12 protein-coding genes are annotated in these 18709 nt (G+C 39.2%); all 12 read left to right on the top strand.

Features of this window, described 5'->3' with window-relative positions; all coding sequences use genetic code 11:
* Nucleotides 1-41 precede the first annotated feature (41 nt).
* The 12 genes from AC4IF5_RS04935 to AC4IF5_RS04990 all read left to right on the top strand — a co-directional run bounded on the left by AC4IF5_RS04935 (nt 42) and on the right by AC4IF5_RS04990 (nt 18580).
* Nucleotides 42-1172, top strand: a complete 1131-nt coding sequence (locus AC4IF5_RS04935; protein ID WP_490732227.1) for a phage tail-like protein — start codon at nt 42-44, stop codon at nt 1170-1172.
* 34 nt (nt 1173-1206) lie between these two features.
* Complete coding sequence (locus AC4IF5_RS04940) at nt 1207-3795, top strand: T9SS type A sorting domain-containing protein (protein ID WP_490732229.1); 2589 nt, start codon at nt 1207-1209, stop codon at nt 3793-3795.
* A 443-nt stretch (nt 3796-4238) separates the two neighbouring features.
* The gene (gene rpoB, locus AC4IF5_RS04945) at nt 4239-8060 is read left to right on the top strand and encodes a DNA-directed RNA polymerase subunit beta (RefSeq protein WP_490732230.1); all 3822 of its coding nucleotides are present in this window, start codon (nt 4239-4241) and stop codon (nt 8058-8060) included.
* Nucleotides 8061-8113: 53 nt separating this feature from the next.
* Nucleotides 8114-9664 carry a hypothetical protein gene (locus tag AC4IF5_RS04950; RefSeq protein WP_490732231.1) on the top strand — a complete coding sequence of 517 codons (1551 nt, stop codon included), beginning with the start codon at nt 8114-8116 and terminating at the stop codon, nt 9662-9664.
* Nucleotides 9665-9789: 125 nt separating this feature from the next.
* On the top strand, nt 9790-14055 hold the full coding sequence (rpoC, locus tag AC4IF5_RS04955; protein ID WP_490732232.1) for a DNA-directed RNA polymerase subunit beta': 4266 nt from the start codon (nt 9790-9792) through the stop codon (nt 14053-14055).
* An 87-nt stretch (nt 14056-14142) separates the two neighbouring features.
* Nucleotides 14143-14448, top strand: coding sequence for a DUF3467 domain-containing protein (locus AC4IF5_RS04960; protein WP_002976436.1), 306 nt, complete (start codon nt 14143-14145; stop codon nt 14446-14448).
* 333 nt (nt 14449-14781) lie between these two features.
* Nucleotides 14782-15432, top strand: a complete 651-nt coding sequence (locus tag AC4IF5_RS04965) for a Crp/Fnr family transcriptional regulator (protein ID WP_490732234.1) — start codon at nt 14782-14784, stop codon at nt 15430-15432.
* 127 nt (nt 15433-15559) lie between these two features.
* Entirely contained in the window at nt 15560-16402 is an 843-nt protein-coding gene (locus AC4IF5_RS04970; RefSeq protein WP_490732236.1) for a DUF5777 family beta-barrel protein, read from the top strand.
* A gap of 1 nt (nt 16403) precedes the next feature.
* Complete coding sequence (locus AC4IF5_RS04975; RefSeq protein WP_490732238.1) at nt 16404-16754, top strand: hypothetical protein; 351 nt, start codon at nt 16404-16406, stop codon at nt 16752-16754.
* Nucleotides 16755-16765: 11 nt separating this feature from the next.
* Complete coding sequence (locus tag AC4IF5_RS04980; protein ID WP_490732240.1) at nt 16766-17311, top strand: YceI family protein; 546 nt, start codon at nt 16766-16768, stop codon at nt 17309-17311.
* On the top strand, nt 17308-17832 hold the full coding sequence (locus AC4IF5_RS04985) for an ankyrin repeat domain-containing protein (RefSeq protein ID WP_490732242.1): 525 nt from the start codon (nt 17308-17310) through the stop codon (nt 17830-17832). Before AC4IF5_RS04980 ends, AC4IF5_RS04985 begins: the two co-directional genes overlap by 4 nt.
* Nucleotide 17833: 1 nt before the next feature.
* Nucleotides 17834-18580: a T9SS type A sorting domain-containing protein gene (locus AC4IF5_RS04990; RefSeq protein ID WP_490732244.1), complete on the top strand. Its 747-nt coding sequence runs from the start codon at nt 17834-17836 to the stop codon at nt 18578-18580.
* The last annotated feature ends 129 nt before the right edge of the window (nt 18581-18709 follow it).

Below are 18709 nucleotides of genomic sequence, written 5' to 3' on the forward strand. Positions count from 1 at the left end.
TTCTCAAAAAACACACAAAAAAACAACACATATCATTAGAAATGAAAAACAAATTATTCATTCTTGCACTTTTATCTGCAAGCTCACTAACTTTAGCACAGGTTGGGATTAATACTGGTACGCCTCAGGCTACCTTAGACGTGACAGGTATGCCGGCAACGGCAAGTAAGCTGGATGGTATTATTGCTCCTAGACTTACAGGGGTTCAATTAAAAGCTAAAAATTATACAGCGGCTCAAACCGGAGCAATAGTATACGTTACGGTTGCCGAAGCTTCTCCTTCCGGACAGACTGCTGATGTTCAATCACCCGGCTATTATTTTTTTGACGGCACAAAGTGGGGGAGTTTGAGCATTGACTGGCGTACAACAGGAAATGCGGGAACTGTACCTGCAACAGCAGCTTTGGGAACGGATATTGGTACCGGGAATTATTTAGGAACAAGTGATGCAAAGAATCTGGTTCTGGCAACTCAGAAAAATGTAAAAGGGATATTGGATGTTAACGGTACTTTACAAGGTGGAAATTCTAACAGTACAAGCGGAAACTTCGCTTCATTCACCTGGGGATCCAATAATACGCTTTCGAACAGTACATCTTCCAATATCGCATTAGGAAAAGGCAATACGGTTTCCGCGCAAGGAAATTTCCCGGCAGTGGCGATTGGGTTGGATAATACGGCGAATAACGGTGCTAAAATAATTGGGAATTCTAATACGGCATCGGGCGCAAATCAGTTGGTATTCGGAAATGGAAATACCATTACCGGTATAACGGGACTGACTGTTGGAAATAATAATACAAACAATGGCGGAATTGCTGTTGGTGCAGGAAATACGGTATCCACCAATAATATTGCTATTGGTACAGCTGGTAATGCTTCAGGTACAGAAGCGATGACGGTTGGATTTACGGCAACGGCAACAGCTGGACAAATAGTGTATGCGAATGGTTCACATATCTTTTTGGGCAAAGGTAACGCTAAAAATACAATAATGGGAATCAATATGGTACCTACTGCTGCTGCTGCTTCCGGAGCTGCTATTCAGATATCGGGTGTCACTTCTCCTCCTTCTGCATGTACCTCGGCTGAAGAAGGTGCAATACGCTATAATGCTTCAGCCCGCAGACATGAAGGATGCAATGGATCTGAGTGGAAAACTTTCTATTAATTGAAAATAAACACAAACCTTATAAAATAAAAAAATGACCAAAAAATTATTCGAGAAATTAGCCGCAATGCTGATGACATTAGTGATGTCGGCAGTTGTATTTGCACAGCAAGGCTATGAACCTATCCGTGGGATGGGAGTGGAAGCAAAACCTGTCAATAATTCGGGAATTTGCTTAGCATGTTATAACGGAAGCATGAATCCGGTGGTAGATGCCAGTCTGGATAACAGCGTAAGTATGGGGAATTTTGCATCCCTGTTGAGTGGTAACGGAATATCTGTTAAAAATAAAAACACAACGTATCCTGCAGGCTATATCACAGGTTTCAATGTTGACCTTGGGACAAGCTTCATTACAATTGATCTTTTGAGCTCTCTACGAATCAGTACATATAAAAACGGTGCTCTGCAGGAGTCTACTACCAGCAGTACACTGCTTTCTGTACCGGCGTTTGGAGGAAGTAAAAACAGAATATTCCTGCACTTCAAGACCTCAAAAGAATTTGATGAAGTAAGATTATATCAGACCAATGTTCTTTCCGTGTTCAGTGCAATGAATGTGTATTATGCATTCGCATTTGATCCCGCTAAAGTGCCTGTAGATAAGAATGGTATCTGTGATGATATCATTGCCGGAAGTGGTGTTGATGGAAATATATCAGGAAGCAGCAGTTTCCTTGCTCCTCTTTCTTATGTTCAGAACAGAGAAAGAATAGGGGATGGAGATAAGAACTCTTACGGATCGATTGTTCTTCCGGTAGGGTTATTAGGATCTTATTCAGTAGGAGTTCTTGATAAAAACCAGGTTTATCCTGCGGGTAACAGAACCGGGTTTGTCATTGAGCCTGATGATCAGGGAAAATTATTAAGTGCTGAATTCTTAAAGAATATTACGATAGAAACATATCTGTTTGGCCAGCTTCAGGATTCAAAACAGTTGTCAGACGGTGGAGGTTTGATCAATATTAAGGTTCTTAGCTACGGTTCAGGAAGACAGAAGGTGACTTTGACCACGACTAAACCTTTCAACGAGGTTAGATTAAAGGTTACTCAGACGGTAGGATTTAATTTAGGAAAACTAAACGTATATTATGCTTTTGAAGAGCCTGTAGGCTGTGAATGTGATGATAAGATCCAGACAAGTGGTTCTTCAATTCCCGGAAATATTGTAACCGGGTTTGGATGGACGCAGTCAGGTATCGGGCTGCTTGCTCCAAGCCTTACTAATGCTGGATCTGTTGTAGATAATAACCCTTCCAATTATGCAAGACTTACGTTTCCTTTGCTGGGCAGCTTTCTTTTCTCAGCGAATTTAACAGTTGGCAGCAACAGCTTGCTTCCTGCTAATACCGTTGCGGGCTATACTGTTGAAAAAACAGGAGGTCTGATCGGGGTGAGTATTCTTGACGCTGTTATAGTGCAGTTTTATAACGGAAATACTTTGACGGATACATTTACGTCAGGAAGTCTGATTACTGGAAACTTCTTTACCAGCGGATCCAACAAATTCTATATAGGAGGTAAAGCGACCAAGCCTTTTAACCGTATTAAGATTACTTTCAGCTCATTGCTTTCAGTTAATTTGGCTCAGGGATATAATATTTATAACGCGTTTGCCAGCAAAGATGATGACAATGACGGTGTACCGAATTGTTTCGACCGTTGCCCTGGAGGAAATGACAATATAGATAATAACGGTAATGGTATTCCTGACTGTGCGGAAGGCTGTACTGCGGTGAATGACAAATCACCTGTATTAGATACGGATGGTGATGGTATTGAGGATGCTTGTGATCTTGATTCAGATAATGATGGTATTCCTGATGCTATTGAGGATTTTGATAAAAACGGTAAGTTCCAGGATGATGACGCTGAAGGAGATATTCTGCTGACTCCGATCTTAGGAGATTCAGTACCGAACTACCTTGATCTGGATTCAGACAACGACGGTATACTGGATCTGTTCGAATCAGGAATACCGGAATCAGTGATCAGCCAGATCGATACAGACCGTAATGGTGTTATTGACAGTAATGTTCCGGTAGGTAAAAATGGTATTGCAGATATTCTTGAAACCTATCCTGATTCCGGAGTGATGAAATATCCGATCAAAAATACTGATGGTGACGATAAGCCTGACTTCCTGGATATTACTTCCAATGGGTCAGACCTTGACTTGTACCAGATCGGAAAAGGAAACCTTGATACGCTTGGTGGTGGATTCATCTCTACGATTGATGATAAAGACAAGGATGGTATTCAGGCTGTTGTAGATACTGATCTTGTGAAAAGAGGATCTCCAAATTCTCCGCTTTCACCCTATGCTACGCTACTGAAAAATGGATCAAATAGTGCTGCAAGAGTTACAACTCCTGAAGAAATTGCAGGTGCGGCAAATGATATTAAAATATACCCTAACCCTGTAAAAGCTGGAGAAAATCTAAAAATAACAGCTGCAGAAGAAGGGGTGTATACATTGTTCTCTGCTCAGGGACAGGTAGTGAGATCAGATAAATTCAATGCAAATACCGGTATTGATACTTCTTCATTACCGACAGGTGTTTATATCATTAAAGTTGAAACCCGATCAACTGTGAAATCTTATAAAGTTATTGTGAAATAATTGTAGGAAAACTTCATATTAACAAAGGACTGTCCGGCAACGGGCAGTCCTTTATTTTTAATGACCTCAAAATGAGATGATTTATTTGTTATTGTGGATAACTTTTTGTATCTTTGCCCTTCTTTTGGCGCAAAAAATTGTTTGTAAATTTATAAAATACTGAAAATCAACTCTTTCATTGCTTACGGCATGGAAGGGATTTTGTGTTTGTAAATATTGCAGTAATGCTGCCTCAAAAGTAATAAAAATATTTTGCATTACGCTGTGAAAAGATATACCAGTGTTGCAGTTAGGATTAGATTTTAAGAATGAAGAACAAAGAATAAAGACTATTTCTAATAGCGCCAAACATTTGAAGTCTTTTATCTTTTCTCTCTTTTCTTTTTCTTTCCTGATATTTTTTAATGAATCAAAATATTTTTTAACCCTTTCTTAAAAGTTTTATGAGTAAAACAAAATCAACAACTCAAGGAAATCCGAGAATTAATTTCTCATCAGCGAAAGGAAAGATCATCACTCCAGACTTCTTGGACATCCAAATCGAGTCTTTCAGAGAGTTTTTCCAGCTTGATACACTTCCTGAAGCCAGAAAGACAGAAGCCCTTTACAAGACTTTCCAGGAGAACTTTCCGATTACGGACTCCAGAAATCAATTCGTATTGGAATTCCTGGACTATCTGGTAGATTCTCCACGTTATTCAATCGATGAGTGTGTGGAAAGAGGACTTACTTATTCAGTTCCTCTAAAAGCAAGACTTAAATTGTATTGTACTGACCCGGAACATGAAGATTTCCAAACAGTGGTTCAGGACGTATATTTAGGTCCGGTTCCTTACATGACGCCAAGTGGATCTTTCATCATCAACGGTGCTGAAAGAGTTATTGTTACGCAGCTTCACCGTTCACCTGGTGTATTCTTCGGACAGACTTACCACGCGAACGGAACCAAACTTTATTATTCAAGAATTATTCCTTTCAAAGGATCTTGGATGGAATTTACAACCGATATCAATAGCGTAATGTACGCTTATATCGACCGTAAGAAAAAGTTACCATTAACAACTTTATTAAGAGCTATCGGTTATGAATCTGATAAGGATATCCTTCAGATCTTCGACCTTGCTGAAGAAGTAAAAGTTTCTAAAGCTGCCCTTAAAAAAGTAGAAGGGAGAACATTGGCTGCGAGAGTATTGAACACCTGGTTCGAAGACTTCGTAGACGAAGATACAGGTGAAGTAGTTTCTATCGAAAGAAATGAGATCATCCTGGATAGAGAAACGATTCTTGAAAAAGAACACTTGGATCTTATCTTAGATGCTGGTGTGAAATCAATCCTGATTCACAAAGAAAACAGCAATGAATTCTCTATCATTCAGAATACATTACAAAAAGACCCTACCAACTCTGAAAAAGAAGCGGTAGAGTACATCTATCGTCAGTTAAGAAACGCAGATCCGCCAGATGAGGAGACGGCAAGAGGAATCATTGAGAAATTATTCTTCTCTGAGCAGAGATACTCTCTTGGTGAAGTAGGACGTTACAGATTAAACAAAAAGTTAGGTCTTAATATTCCTGCAACTACTGAGGTTCTTACAAAAGAAGATATTATTGCGATCGTAAGACACCTGATCGAGCTTGTAAACTCTAAAGCGGAGGTGGATGACATCGACCACTTATCAAACAGAAGAATTAAAACTGTTGGTGAGCAATTAGCAGGACAGTTCGGAGTAGGTCTTTCAAGAATTGCAAGAACGATCAAGGAGAGAATGAACGTTAGAGATAACGAAATCTTTACTCCGCTTGATCTTGTTAATGCTAAGACATTAACGTCTGTGATCAACTCATTCTTTGGTACCAACCAGCTTTCTCAGTTTATGGACCAGACCAACCCGTTATCAGAGATCACTCACAAGAGAAGATTATCTGCATTGGGGCCTGGTGGTTTATCGAGAGAAAGAGCAGGTTTCGAGGTTCGGGACGTTCACCATACACACTACGGAAGAATCTGTCCGATTGAAACTCCGGAAGGACCAAACATCGGTTTGATTTCATCTTTAGGTATTTATGCGAAAATCAACAACCTAGGTTTCATCGAAACTCCATACAGAAAAGTAGAAGGTGGTAAGATTGATCTTAACGCTGACCCTATTTACTTAAATGCTGAAGACGAGGAAGCTAAAGTAATTGCTCAGGCAAACGTTGAATTGAGCGACAACGGTGATTTCGAAACAGACAGAATTATTGCAAGATTGGATGGTGACTATCCGGTAGTAGAACCTAACCAGGTTGACCTTATCGACGTAGCACCAAACCAGATCTCAGGTATTTCCGCTTCATTGATTCCGTTCCTGGAGCATGATGACGCGAACCGTGCATTGATGGGATCAAACATGATGCGTCAGGCCGTTCCTTTGTTGAAGCCACAGGCTCCAATCGTTGGTACAGGGCTTGAGCAACAAGTTGCAAGAGATTCAAGAATCTTAATAAACGCTGAAGGTACTGGTACTGTAGAGTACGTAGATGCTGACAAAATCGTTATTAAATATGAGAGAAGCGAAGACGAGGATCTTGTATCATTCGAATCTGCTACTAAAACATACAACCTTACCAAGTTTAGAAAAACTAACCAAAGTACTACCATCACACTAAGACCAAACGTAAGAGTAGGTGATGTAGTGGAAAAAGGACAGGTGCTTTGCGATGGTTATGCTACTGAAAAAGGAGAATTGGCTCTGGGTAGAAACTTAGTGGTAGCTTTCATGCCTTGGAAAGGATACAACTTTGAGGATGCGATCGTAATCAATGAAAAAGTTGTACGTGAAGACTGGTTTACTTCAATCCACGTAGATGAATACTCTCTTGAAGTTCGTGATACCAAATTAGGTATGGAAGAGCTTACAGCAGATATTCCAAATGTTTCTGAAGAAGCGACTAAAGATCTTGACGAGAACGGTATGATCAGAATCGGTGCCGAAGTGAAGCCTGGAGATATCATGATTGGTAAAATCACTCCAAAAGGTGAATCTGACCCGACTCCTGAAGAAAAACTTCTTAGAGCGATCTTCGGTGACAAGGCTGGTGATGTGAAAGATGCGTCATTGAAAGCTGACTCTTCATTGAGAGGAGTTGTGATCAACAAGAAATTGTTCTCCAGAAATATTAAAGACAAAAAGAAAAGAACTGAAGAAAAACTTAAACTTGAAGAGATTGAAAACACTTACAAGGCTAAGTTTGATGAGTTGAGAAATACTTTAATTGAAAAATTAAATACACTGGTAAGCGGTAAAACTTCTCAAGGGGTACAAAACGACCTTGATGAAGAGATCATCGGTAAAGGTGTGAAGTTCACTCATAAATTATTGACTTCAGTAGAAGATTATGTAAACGTTAGCGGTTCAGACTGGACAGTAGACGCTGATAAGAATGAATTGATCAAACAATTGATTCACAATTACAAAATCAAATATAACGATATCCAAGGAGTTAAAAACCGTGAGAAGTTTGCGATCTCAATCGGAGATGAGCTTCCTGCAGGTATCATGAAGCTGGCTAAAGTTTACATCGCTAAGAAACGTAAACTGAATGTAGGGGATAAGATGGCAGGACGTCACGGTAACAAAGGTATCGTATCAAGAATCGTTCGTGAAGAAGATATGCCATTCCTGGAGGATGGAACACCGGTAGATATCGTATTGAATCCACTAGGGGTACCTTCCCGTATGAACATTGGTCAGATCTATGAAACGGTTCTTGGATGGGCTGGTCAGAAGCTGGGTATGAAGTTCGCTACGCCGATCTTCGACGGAGCTAGTCTTGATCAGATCACTGAATATACAGATAAAGCTGGTCTTCCAAGATTCGGTAACACTCACCTTTATGATGGGGGTACCGGAGAGAGATTTACTCAGCCGGCTACAGTGGGTGTTATCTACATGCTGAAACTAGGACACATGGTTGATGATAAGATGCACGCACGTTCTATCGGTCCTTACTCATTGATTACTCAGCAGCCGTTAGGAGGTAAAGCTCAGTTCGGAGGTCAGAGATTCGGAGAGATGGAGGTTTGGGCACTTGAAGCATTCGGTGCATCGAATATCCTGAGAGAAATCCTGACAGTGAAGTCGGATGACGTGATTGGTAGAGCAAAAACTTATGAAGCTATTGCAAAAGGTGAATCTATGCCTGAACCAGGTATTCCGGAATCATTCAATGTATTGCTTCACGAGTTACAAGGTCTTGGATTAGACGTGAGATTGGAGGAATAAATTAAATCTTTTAATTAGAACAAACTTTAACTATAAATCATTTTGAAGATAGAATGTTTCAGAATTTAGGCAAAACAGAAAAATATGGGTATTTGCTTTTTGCGATTCCTGCCCTGTTCTTTTTGTTGAGCCCTGCGAAATTCCCTGCTGACGATGGATTCTTTTATCCGCAAATAGCACATAATTTCGTGAGCGGATTAGGCTTTAAATTCAATGACATTTATGCTACAAATGGTTTTCATCCCTTGTGGATGTTAGTATGTATCATTGCAGATTTTATCATACCGCTTCCTAAACAGGAAATGATCTATGTACTGTGGCTGATACAGGTTGTATTGTTCTTTTTAAGTATAAAATGTCTGCAGCCTTTGTTTAAAGACGGAGGGATTGGGAAAATAGCAGGAGTCGGGTTTTTGGGATTGGTTTTTTTCTCACTCGGTACTTTGTATTTGACAGAGGCGCACCTTAATTTATTTTGCACTGCATTACTGCTCAATATACTGATAAAAGGTAGAGCGGTAAACGGATGGCTTCTGGGGCTTGCAGCCAGTATGGTATTTTTATCCCGGTTAGACAATGCTTTTGTCCTGCTTTTTTTAGGATTATATTGTTTATCCGGTGATACAAGGCCCAAAACAGAAGACCTGATAAAAGCTGCAGGAGTATTTATTGTGCTGGCTGGCGGATACTTACTCTACAATAAATTTGAATTCGGGAATATGGTTCCGATAAGCGGAAGGATAAAATCAAGTTTTCCAAACGCTGAGGGTTCTGTTTTTGGAAACCTGTGGGGAACCATCTTTCTTGTGTTGAATTTGCTGTATGCATTATTGCTTTCCTTTACGAAGGCTGATTTTAAAAAATTAAAATTATACTTCGTTGCTGGGGCTATCGTACAGTTGTTATACAACCTGTACTTTCAGTCGCAGATCGGGCAGTGGTACTTTGTGATGCAGATGTTGGCAGTGGCCTTTATGCTGAATGATGCTGTAAACTTATTTTTACAGAAATCCGGCTTTAGGCAGGGAAAAATAGCAGTACTGTTTCAGCTGTTGGTCTGTACGGTTTTTTTGAGTTCGGTCTCTTATATAAAAGCCAATACGAATATAAGTCTGGGCTCTAATGCGGCAGGAGATAATGAAGAAATAAGAGAGGTCAAAAAAGATAAAGTACAGGTTATAGCAGAAGATCTGAAAAAAAATCTTCCGGCAGGCTCAAGGGTTTTTACCTATGATATGCCTGGAAAATTAGCATTTTATTCAGACTTGCAGATCATCCCTGCGGATGGCTTGGTGGCAGATAAGCGCTTTTTTGAGCAGATTGCATCAATGCCTTTTGAAAGGTACCTGGCAGACAATAATATCAGATATATTTTATTGCCGTCAGGATTTCAGAAAAAGGGGACTATAACGTTTATAGGAATTGAGGCTGTTAATGAAAATGATACTGTTTCTTATATAGTGAGAAGCAGCTTTCTAAAGAGAAATGTTGGTAAAATACATTTAGCGGATTTTGATCTTGTTAAAACTTTTTCTAACCCTCTTAAAGTCTGGCAGCCGGATTATGATGACGTTATAATGCTGAAACTTAAAAAAGAACAATAAGACAGGTAAAGTTTGATCTTGATGCTTGTTAAGTATTCAAATCAGGATAAATGAACTTATCCATTTGAAACTAAGAAAAAAATATTACAATAAAAGATTTAGAAATAAAGAATAAAACATTTTTTATGTCAAATAAAAATAAAACAAGTAGATTTAATAAAATAACCATCGGTTTAGCTTCACCGGAGTCTATTTTACAGGACTCAAGGGGGGAGGTTCTAAAACCGGAAACTATTAACTACAGAACTCACAAGCCTGAAAGAGACGGGTTATTCTGTGAGAAAATCTTTGGTCCTGTAAAGGATTACGAATGTGCTTGTGGTAAATATAAGAGAATTCGTTATAAAGGGATCGTTTGTGACCGTTGTGGAGTAGAAGTTACTGAGAAAAAAGTAAGAAGAGAGAGAATCGGGCACATCAACCTTGTCGTTCCAATTGCACACATCTGGTATTTCCGTTCATTGCCAAACAAGATCGGATACCTTTTAGGAATTCCTTCTAAGAAATTAGATATGATCATCTACTATGAAAGATATGTAGTGATCCAACAGGGTATTGCTAAGAAATTAGACGGTTCCGATTTTGAAAATATGGAATTCCTTACAGAAGAAGAGTACCTTGATATCATGGAAACTCTTCCTGTAGAGAACCAGTATCTTGATGATTCTGATCCCAACAAATTCATCGCCAGAATGGGTGCTGAAGCTGTTGAAGATCTGTTAAAAAGAATCGATCTTGATGCATTGTCTTTCGATTTGAGACACAAAGCTCATAATGAAGGTTCCAAGCAAAGAAGAACTGAAGCTCTGAAAAGATTGAACGTTGTAGAAGCATTAAGAGGTGCTAATACAAGAATGATCAACAGACCGGAGTGGATGATCATGCGTGTCCTTCCTGTTATCCCACCAGAACTAAGACCATTGGTTCCATTGGATGGAGGACGTTTCGCAACTTCTGATCTTAATGACCTTTATAGAAGAGTTATCATCAGAAATAACCGTTTGAAGAGATTATTGGAGATCAAAGCTCCAGAAGTAATCCTGAGAAACGAGAAGCGTATGCTTCAGGAATCAGTAGATTCATTATTCGATAACACAAGAAAATCTTCTGCCGTAAAATCTGAATCAAACAGACCATTAAAATCACTTTCTGATTCATTGAAAGGTAAGCAAGGTCGTTTCCGTCAGAACCTATTGGGAAAAAGGGTTGACTACTCTGCCCGTTCGGTAATTGTTGTAGGTCCGAACCTACAGCTTCACGAGTGTGGTATTCCTAAAGATATGGCTGCTGAACTTTACAAACCGTTTATCATTAGAAAACTCATCGAAAGAGGTATTGTGAAAACAGTAAAATCTGCGAAGAGAATTATCGACAGAAAAGAGCCTGTAGTATATGATATCCTTGAAAACGTGATGAAAGGTCACCCGGTACTATTGAACAGGGCGCCTACCCTTCACAGACTGGGTATTCAGGCTTTCCAGCCTAAGATGATCGAGGGTAAGGCTATCCAGCTGCACCCATTAGTAACTACGGCCTTCAACGCCGACTTCGATGGTGACCAGATGGCGGTACACTTACCGTTAGGACCGGAAGCGATCCTTGAAGCTCAGTTATTGATGTTAGGTTCTCAGAATATCCTGAACCCTGCAAACGGTTCTCCGATTACAGTACCTTCTCAGGACATGGTTCTTGGTCTTTATTTCATGACGAAAGAATTGAGCTCTACAGAAGATATGAAAGTAAAAGGTGAAGGTCTTGCATTCTATTCTCCTGAAGAAGCGGAAATTGCTTACGCTGAAGGTAGAGTATCTTTAAATGCTAAAGTAAGATGTAGACTTCCTATCAAAGAAAATGGTGAAATCGTTACAAGACTGATCGAAACTTCTGTAGGTAGAATCTTATTCAACCAGATCGTACCTAAGCAGGTAGGATATATCAATGAGCTTCTTACTAAGAAATCATTGAGAAACGTTATCGGTAAGATCCTTGCTGATACGGATTTCCCTACTACTGTGAAGTTCCTTGATGCGATGAAAGACTTAGGGTACTCAAACGCATTCAAAGGAGGTCTTTCTTTCTCACTTGGGGATATTGTGGTTCCTGTTGAGAAAAAGCAGATGATTGCACAATCAATTGAAGCTGTAGATGAAATTAGAGCCAACTATAACATGGGTCTTATTACAGATACAGAACGTTATAACCAGGTAATTGACGTTTGGACAAACACAAACGCCGGATTAACTGAAATGATCATGAGCAGAATGAAAACTGACCAGGGTGGTTTCAACTCTGTATACATGATGCTTGACTCTGGAGCGAGGGGTTCTAAAGAACAGATCCGTCAGTTATCAGGGATGAGAGGTTTGATGGCAAAACCGCAAAAAGCCGGTTCTACCGGAGCGGAGATCATTGAAAACCCGATCCTTGCGAACTTTAAGGAAGGTCTTTCGATTCTAGAGTACTTTATCTCTACCCACGGTGCTCGTAAGGGTCTTGCGGATACTGCTCTTAAGACAGCCGATGCCGGTTACTTGACGAGAAGATTGGTAGACGTTGCACAGGACGTTATCGTTACAGAAGACGACTGTGGAACTTTAAGAGGTACAGAAGTTACTGCGCTTAAGAAAAATGATGAGATCGTTGAAAAGATCTCTGAAAGAATCTTAGGTAGAGTTTCTCTTCATAATATTTACGATCCTGAAACTGATGAATTAATTGCTGAAGCTGACCAGGTAATTACTGAGCAGTTAGCCAAGAAAATTGAAGAAGCAGGATTAGAAGCCGTTGAAGTACGTTCTCCGCTTACTTGTGAAGCTAAGAAAGGTATCTGTGCGAAATGCTACGGTAGAAACCTTGCTACAGGTAAGATGATCCACATGGGTGAAGCGGTAGGTGTAATCGCAGCACAATCAATTGGGGAGCCAGGTACTCAGCTTACGTTGAGAACTTTCCACCAGGGGGGTACTGCAGGAAACGTATCAGAAAATCCATCTATTGTTGCAAGAAGAGACGGTATCGTTGAAATGGATGAAGTAAGAACAATTACTTCTGAAGATGAAAACGGTAATACAGCTGAGGTTGTGGTTTCCCGTTCAACAGAATTCAGATTGGTTGCTGATAATGAATCCAGAACTCCATTAATGGTGGCTAACGTACCTTACGGATCGATATTATCTGTAAAACCAGGTGATAAAGTGAAGAAAGGAGATGTGATCTGTAGATGGGATCCGTATAACGCCGTTATCATTGCTGAGACTTCAGGTAAGGTAGAATACGAGGATATCATCCAGGGTATTTCATTCCAGCTTGAAATTGACGAACAAACAGGATTCGAAGAGAAAGTAATCTCTGAATCCAGAAATAAGAAAGCCGTACCTACCTTGAAGGTGGTAGACTCTAAAGGTGTTGAGCAGAAAGCTTACAACTTACCGGTAGGAGCCCACTTGATGGTTAACGATGGTGAAAAAATTAAGGCTGGTAAAGTCTTGATCAAGATCCCAAGAAAATCTGCAAAAGCAGGGGATATCACCGGAGGTCTTCCGAGAGTTACCGAATTATTCGAAGCAAGAAACCCTTCAAACCCAGCGGTTGTTACAGAAATCGACGGGGTAGTTTCTTACGGAAAAATTAAGAGAGGTAACCGAGAATTGATCGTTGAGGCGAAAACAGGTGAAAGAAAGATTTACCTAGTGAAACTTTCTAACCAGATTCTTGTTCAGGAGAATGACTTCGTAAGAGCAGGTTCTCCTTTATCTGACGGTTCTATCACACCGGAAGATATACTGAGAATCAAAGGCCCAACTGCGGTTCAGGAATACTTAGTAAACGAGATTCAGGAAGTTTACCGTCTGCAGGGGGTAAAAATCGACGACAAGCACTTCGAAATCATTGTAAGACAGATGATGACAAAAGTATCTATCGTGGATGGAGGTGATACTCAATTCCTTGAAGGAGCTCTTGAGCATAAGTATGACTTCCTGGAAGAGAACAACAGGGTATTCGGTCTTAAAGTAGTGGTTGCTGCTGGTGATTCTAAAGAATTCAAGCCAGGTCAGATGATCACTGCAAGAGAGCTGAGAGATGAAAACTCTAAATTGAAACGTGAAGATTTAGCTTTAGTAGAAGTAAGAGAAGCGCTTCCTGCTACAGCAACTCCTGTATTACAAGGTATTACAAGAGCGGCACTTCAAACTAAATCGTTCATGTCTGCAGCATCGTTCCAGGAAACCACTAAGGTTCTGAATGAAGCGGCTGTTGCTGGTAAAGTAGATTCTCTTGGTGGTCTTAAAGAAAATGTAATTGTAGGACACAGAATTCCTGCAGGAACAGGTCTTAAAGAATACCAAAACGTTATCGTAGGTTCTAAGAAAGAATTCGAAGACCTTAACTAAAATTAATGATTTGAAATTTGGGATGTGAAATTATTTTTATATTTTCACAATCTCAAATTTCGAATTTTAAAAACATAATTTATAACAATGGACAACAATCAAAATCCACAAGACGGAAACATCAACATCGAATTAAACGAAATGGTAGCTGCTGGTATCTATGCTAACTTAGCATTGGTAAACCACTCTCCATCTGAATTTGTAGTAGACTTTATTCAGTTGATGCCAGGTGTTCAGCAGGCTAAAGTAAGATCAAGAGTTATTCTTGCTCCGCTTCATGCTAAGAGAGTTTTAAACGCTCTTCAACAGAACATCGCTAACTACGAGCAGCAGTTCGGAGAAATCAAAGAAGTTGAGCCTTTCGTATTAGGCGGAAACAACGTACAAGCGTAAGATTTCTTTTACAATAAAATAGAATGCCCCGGTTTTTACCGGGGCATTTTTATTAAGTTTAATATCATTCCGGAGAAATTTTTCAGATTGGGATAATATTCTTTTTCTTTAAAAGATTTCTTAAAAGAAAGGACCGTTATCTGGATTTCAAAAAATAATATATGAATGGACCTTATAATTCTTATATTTTTAATGTTATTTGATTTAATTGCTTAGAATTTTTATTAAAATGAATTAAATGTTAATCTTTTTATTTTAATATTGAAAGAATTTTACTTATATGATATATTGGTTCTCTGATTTTATATATTTGTTTCAAATATTGATAAGGATATGATAAGCGACCAATTTATTTCTCAGAAATTTGGTTTTTTAGGCAGTGGTTTTTTAGCAGAACTTGAAAAGCATGCCCTAATCACCAGTATAAAAGCGAAGACAGAAATTATAAGAGAAGGTCAGAAAAATAGATATGTCCCTTTTCTGATAAAAGGCTCCATTAAAGTTTTTACCCTTAATGATGGCCGTGAGCTTATTTATTATTACATCAAGCCCAATGACAGCTGTCTTATGACCTTTTCCTCTATTTTTAAAGATTATGTAAGCAGAGTATACGCTGTAGCGGAAGAAGATTCAGAAGCCTTGTTGATCCCCGTTTCGGTAATGCATGATTGGCTGATCCAATTCCCGGAAATCAACAAATTATTTTACAGTGAATATGACAGGCGCTTTTCAGAAGTTATGAATATGGTAAACGATGCCGTTTTTCACAGGCTGGATAAAAGAGTACTGAACTATATCAAGCAGCAGATTACCATCACAGGTAACAACCCCATCAAAATAACCCATCGTGAAATTGCCAACAACTTAGGTACTTCCAGAGAAGTTGTAAGCAGGGTATTAAAAAAAATTGAGAGCGACGGAGAAATTCTGCAGACCAAAGAGGGTATAAAAGTGGCTGTAAATGAAAATGTTAGATTAATCTAATTTATATTGTTTTAAAGCTTTTTGTTTTATGATTGATAAAAACAATTTTTTCGGTGACTTTTATCACATATTTTTGAATTGATAACTCTATAAGTTTGTCATATCATAATTAAAATGAAATTATAATATGACAAAAGCTTTCTTATTTTTGTCTGTATTTTCATCAGTTTTTACCTTTGCACAGGAAGATCTGCTGAAAGATATTGACACCATTCAAACTAATTCAGATACCTCACAACCCGCTTTCAAAGCCCTCCAGATTGTTACAGGACAATCCACAAAACTGGCTGCTAAGAAAGAATGGTATATGATTGTTGCCCATCGGTTTGGTGACATAAGCGCAGGGTTTAAAGATTTTTTTGGTTTAGACAATGCTTCTACCAAATTAGGAGCAATCTATGGTATTTCAGATGCCGTTTCTGTCAGCCTGTCCAGAGAGACGAATATGAAAACCTTTGAGGGCGCCGTAAAATATAAACTGGTAAAGCAAAGTGAAAACTTTCCGGTAGATATTGTTGGCTATCATGTAATGGCAGTAAATACCGATCTGGATAAAGACAATTATCCTTACCTCAAATTCAATGACAGGCTTTCTTACCTTACCCAGGCATTGATATCAAGAAGGTTTAATGATAAACTTTCATTGCAGTTTACCCCTTCATATGTTCATAAAAACCTTTATGAGCCGGCAATTGAGGATAAGAACCAGTTTTTCGCAGGTTTGGGCGGGCGCTATAAAATCTCAAAAAGAGTTTCTGTGAATGCAGAATACTTTGTGAATTTTGATGATCATAGTTTTTATAAAAACCCTCTTTCTTTAGGGGTGGATATAGAAACGGGGGGACATGTCTTCCAGCTTTTATTCACCAACTCCCAGATCAATTCAGATATCGGATATCTTACCAATGCGTCCGGAAATTGGGGGAAGGGTCATATTTTCTTTGGGTTTAATCTTTATAGAGTTTTTTGATATGAAAAAATTAGCATACCTGTTGAGCTTATCCTCAATGACCATCCTTCACAGCTGTGATAGCAGAACCTATGAGGAAATTTCAGACAATAAACCTATCGTACTGCCTGTAAAGTATACTACAGACATAAAACCTATCATAGACAATAACTGTATAGGATGCCATTCAGCAGACAGCTTTATTAAACCTTTGGCAACCTATGAACAGGTGAAAAACAATATAGATGTTATTCTGGACCGGATTCAAAGACCCAATGGAGATCCGGGGAAGATGCCTAAAGGAGGCTCATTGTCTTCAACGCAGATCAATACTTTCATCAAATGGAAAGCTGACGGACTTACTGAAAATTAAAAAGATTTGATATGAAAAAATTACTATTACTCAGCGTATCCCTGTTTTTTGCCGGTTACGCTTCAGCACAGAAATATAGCTCCAAAACCGGGAAGGTTACTTTCGAAGCCTCAGTACCGTTATTTGAAGATATTTATGCTCAGGATGATAATAATGTGGTGGTGGTAAATGCAGACAATGGTGAAATGGCCTCTGTTTCCGTCGTGAAGAACTTTCACTTTAAAACAAAATTAATGGAAGAGCATTTCAACGAAAGCTACGCCGAGACTGCAAAATACCCTAAAACAACTTTCAAAGGAAAAATTGTCAATTTTGATAAAACAAAGCTTGCGACAAGTCCTCAAAAGTATACCGTTCAGGGAACCCTTAATTTTCATGGTGTGGATAAGGAGGTCTCTTCTACAGCTACAATATATGCAAAAGATGGTAAGATCTATATGCAGGGAGGCTTTGTCGCCAAACCTGCCGATTATAAAGTGACCATTCCGAAGATGGTTACCAGGAAAATTGCGGAGAGTGTAAATATTGAGTATAACTATATATTGATCAGACAATGAGAAATTTTATCTTATTACTAGGAATATTCCTGGGCACCATTTTATCCGCTCAGGAGAAAGAGAAGTCAATATTCGACATTGCAAGAAGCGGGACGGTAGCTGAAGTAAAAGAACTGATGGAACAAAACCCGGAAATCATCAATCAAACCAACGAAAGTGGATTTTCGCCTCTTATACTGGCTTGCTACAGGGGAAATACAGAAGTTGCCCAATACCTGATCGATCATGTAAAGGATGTAAATTATAAAAGCCGGGAAGGGACAGCTCTGGCCGGGCTGGCTGTAAAATACAACAGAGATCTGGTAGAACGTTTATTAAAGAAAAACGCGGATCCCAATATTGCAGATGAGACAGGATATACCCCCTTATTCTGGGCTGTAAAATTTGGGAATAAAGAGCTGGTAGAACTGCTGCTTAAGTACAAGGCGGATAAAACAAAGAAAGATTCAATGGGAATGACTCCTTTTGAATATGCTTTAAAAACAGATCATAAAGAAATCATTAACCTTTTAAAAAATTGATATGAAAAAACTTTTACTAACATTCAGTATGGTCCTTGCCAATTTTGCCTGGGCCCAGTTTTCGTCAGGAACGGTGCCTCTTTCGGCCACCGGTATGACGGTGAAATTAGATACCACCCCTGCCGGAGTAACAATTACGGTAACAGGAGACAGTAATTCTATGCTTGGAATTGGCTTTGGAAGTGTAGGAATGGCAGCCGGCTCAGATGGGTTCATATATAATTCTACGGCCAACAGAGACTATACATTCCCTGGACCTATGATGCCTCCTAACGCCGATGCGTCTCAGGATTGGACGGAGACCTCCAATACAGTATCCGGAAGCACAAGGACTGTAGTTGCCACAAGATCTCTATCCGGAGGTGCGGGAGATTTTGCAATTTCCAATGCCGCGGGAACCATCAATATTTTTTATGCAAGAAAAACAGGCACAGCACTGGGGTATCATGATGCAGGAAGGGGATATGCAACTTTAACCATGGCAGACAGTACGTTATCAACAGATGAAGTCGCTGCCAATACTAAGAAAGCCAATATTTATCCTAATCCGGCTAAGACAACTGTGACTTTCAAGAATTTCGATAAGATAAGGTCTCTTGACATCTACGATGCCACAGGAAGAAAAGTAAAATCTGTAAAACCGGATGGCGAAAATATCAGCGTTGAAGATCTGAAATCTGGTAGCTATTATCTGGAAATTCTGTTGAAAGACGGAAGCCTGTCTTATGAAAAGCTGATTAAAGAATAAAGATTGAAGAATTAAAAAACACATCTAAATATTTCAAGTGAACGCCTCTGATTTTTCAGGGGTGTTTTTTATGGATTCAATAGTTGAAAAAAAATTGGGCTTGCTCAGTTTGAAACGCAAAGGAAAATT

Source organism: Chryseobacterium sp. UF-290 (assembly GCF_058245615.1).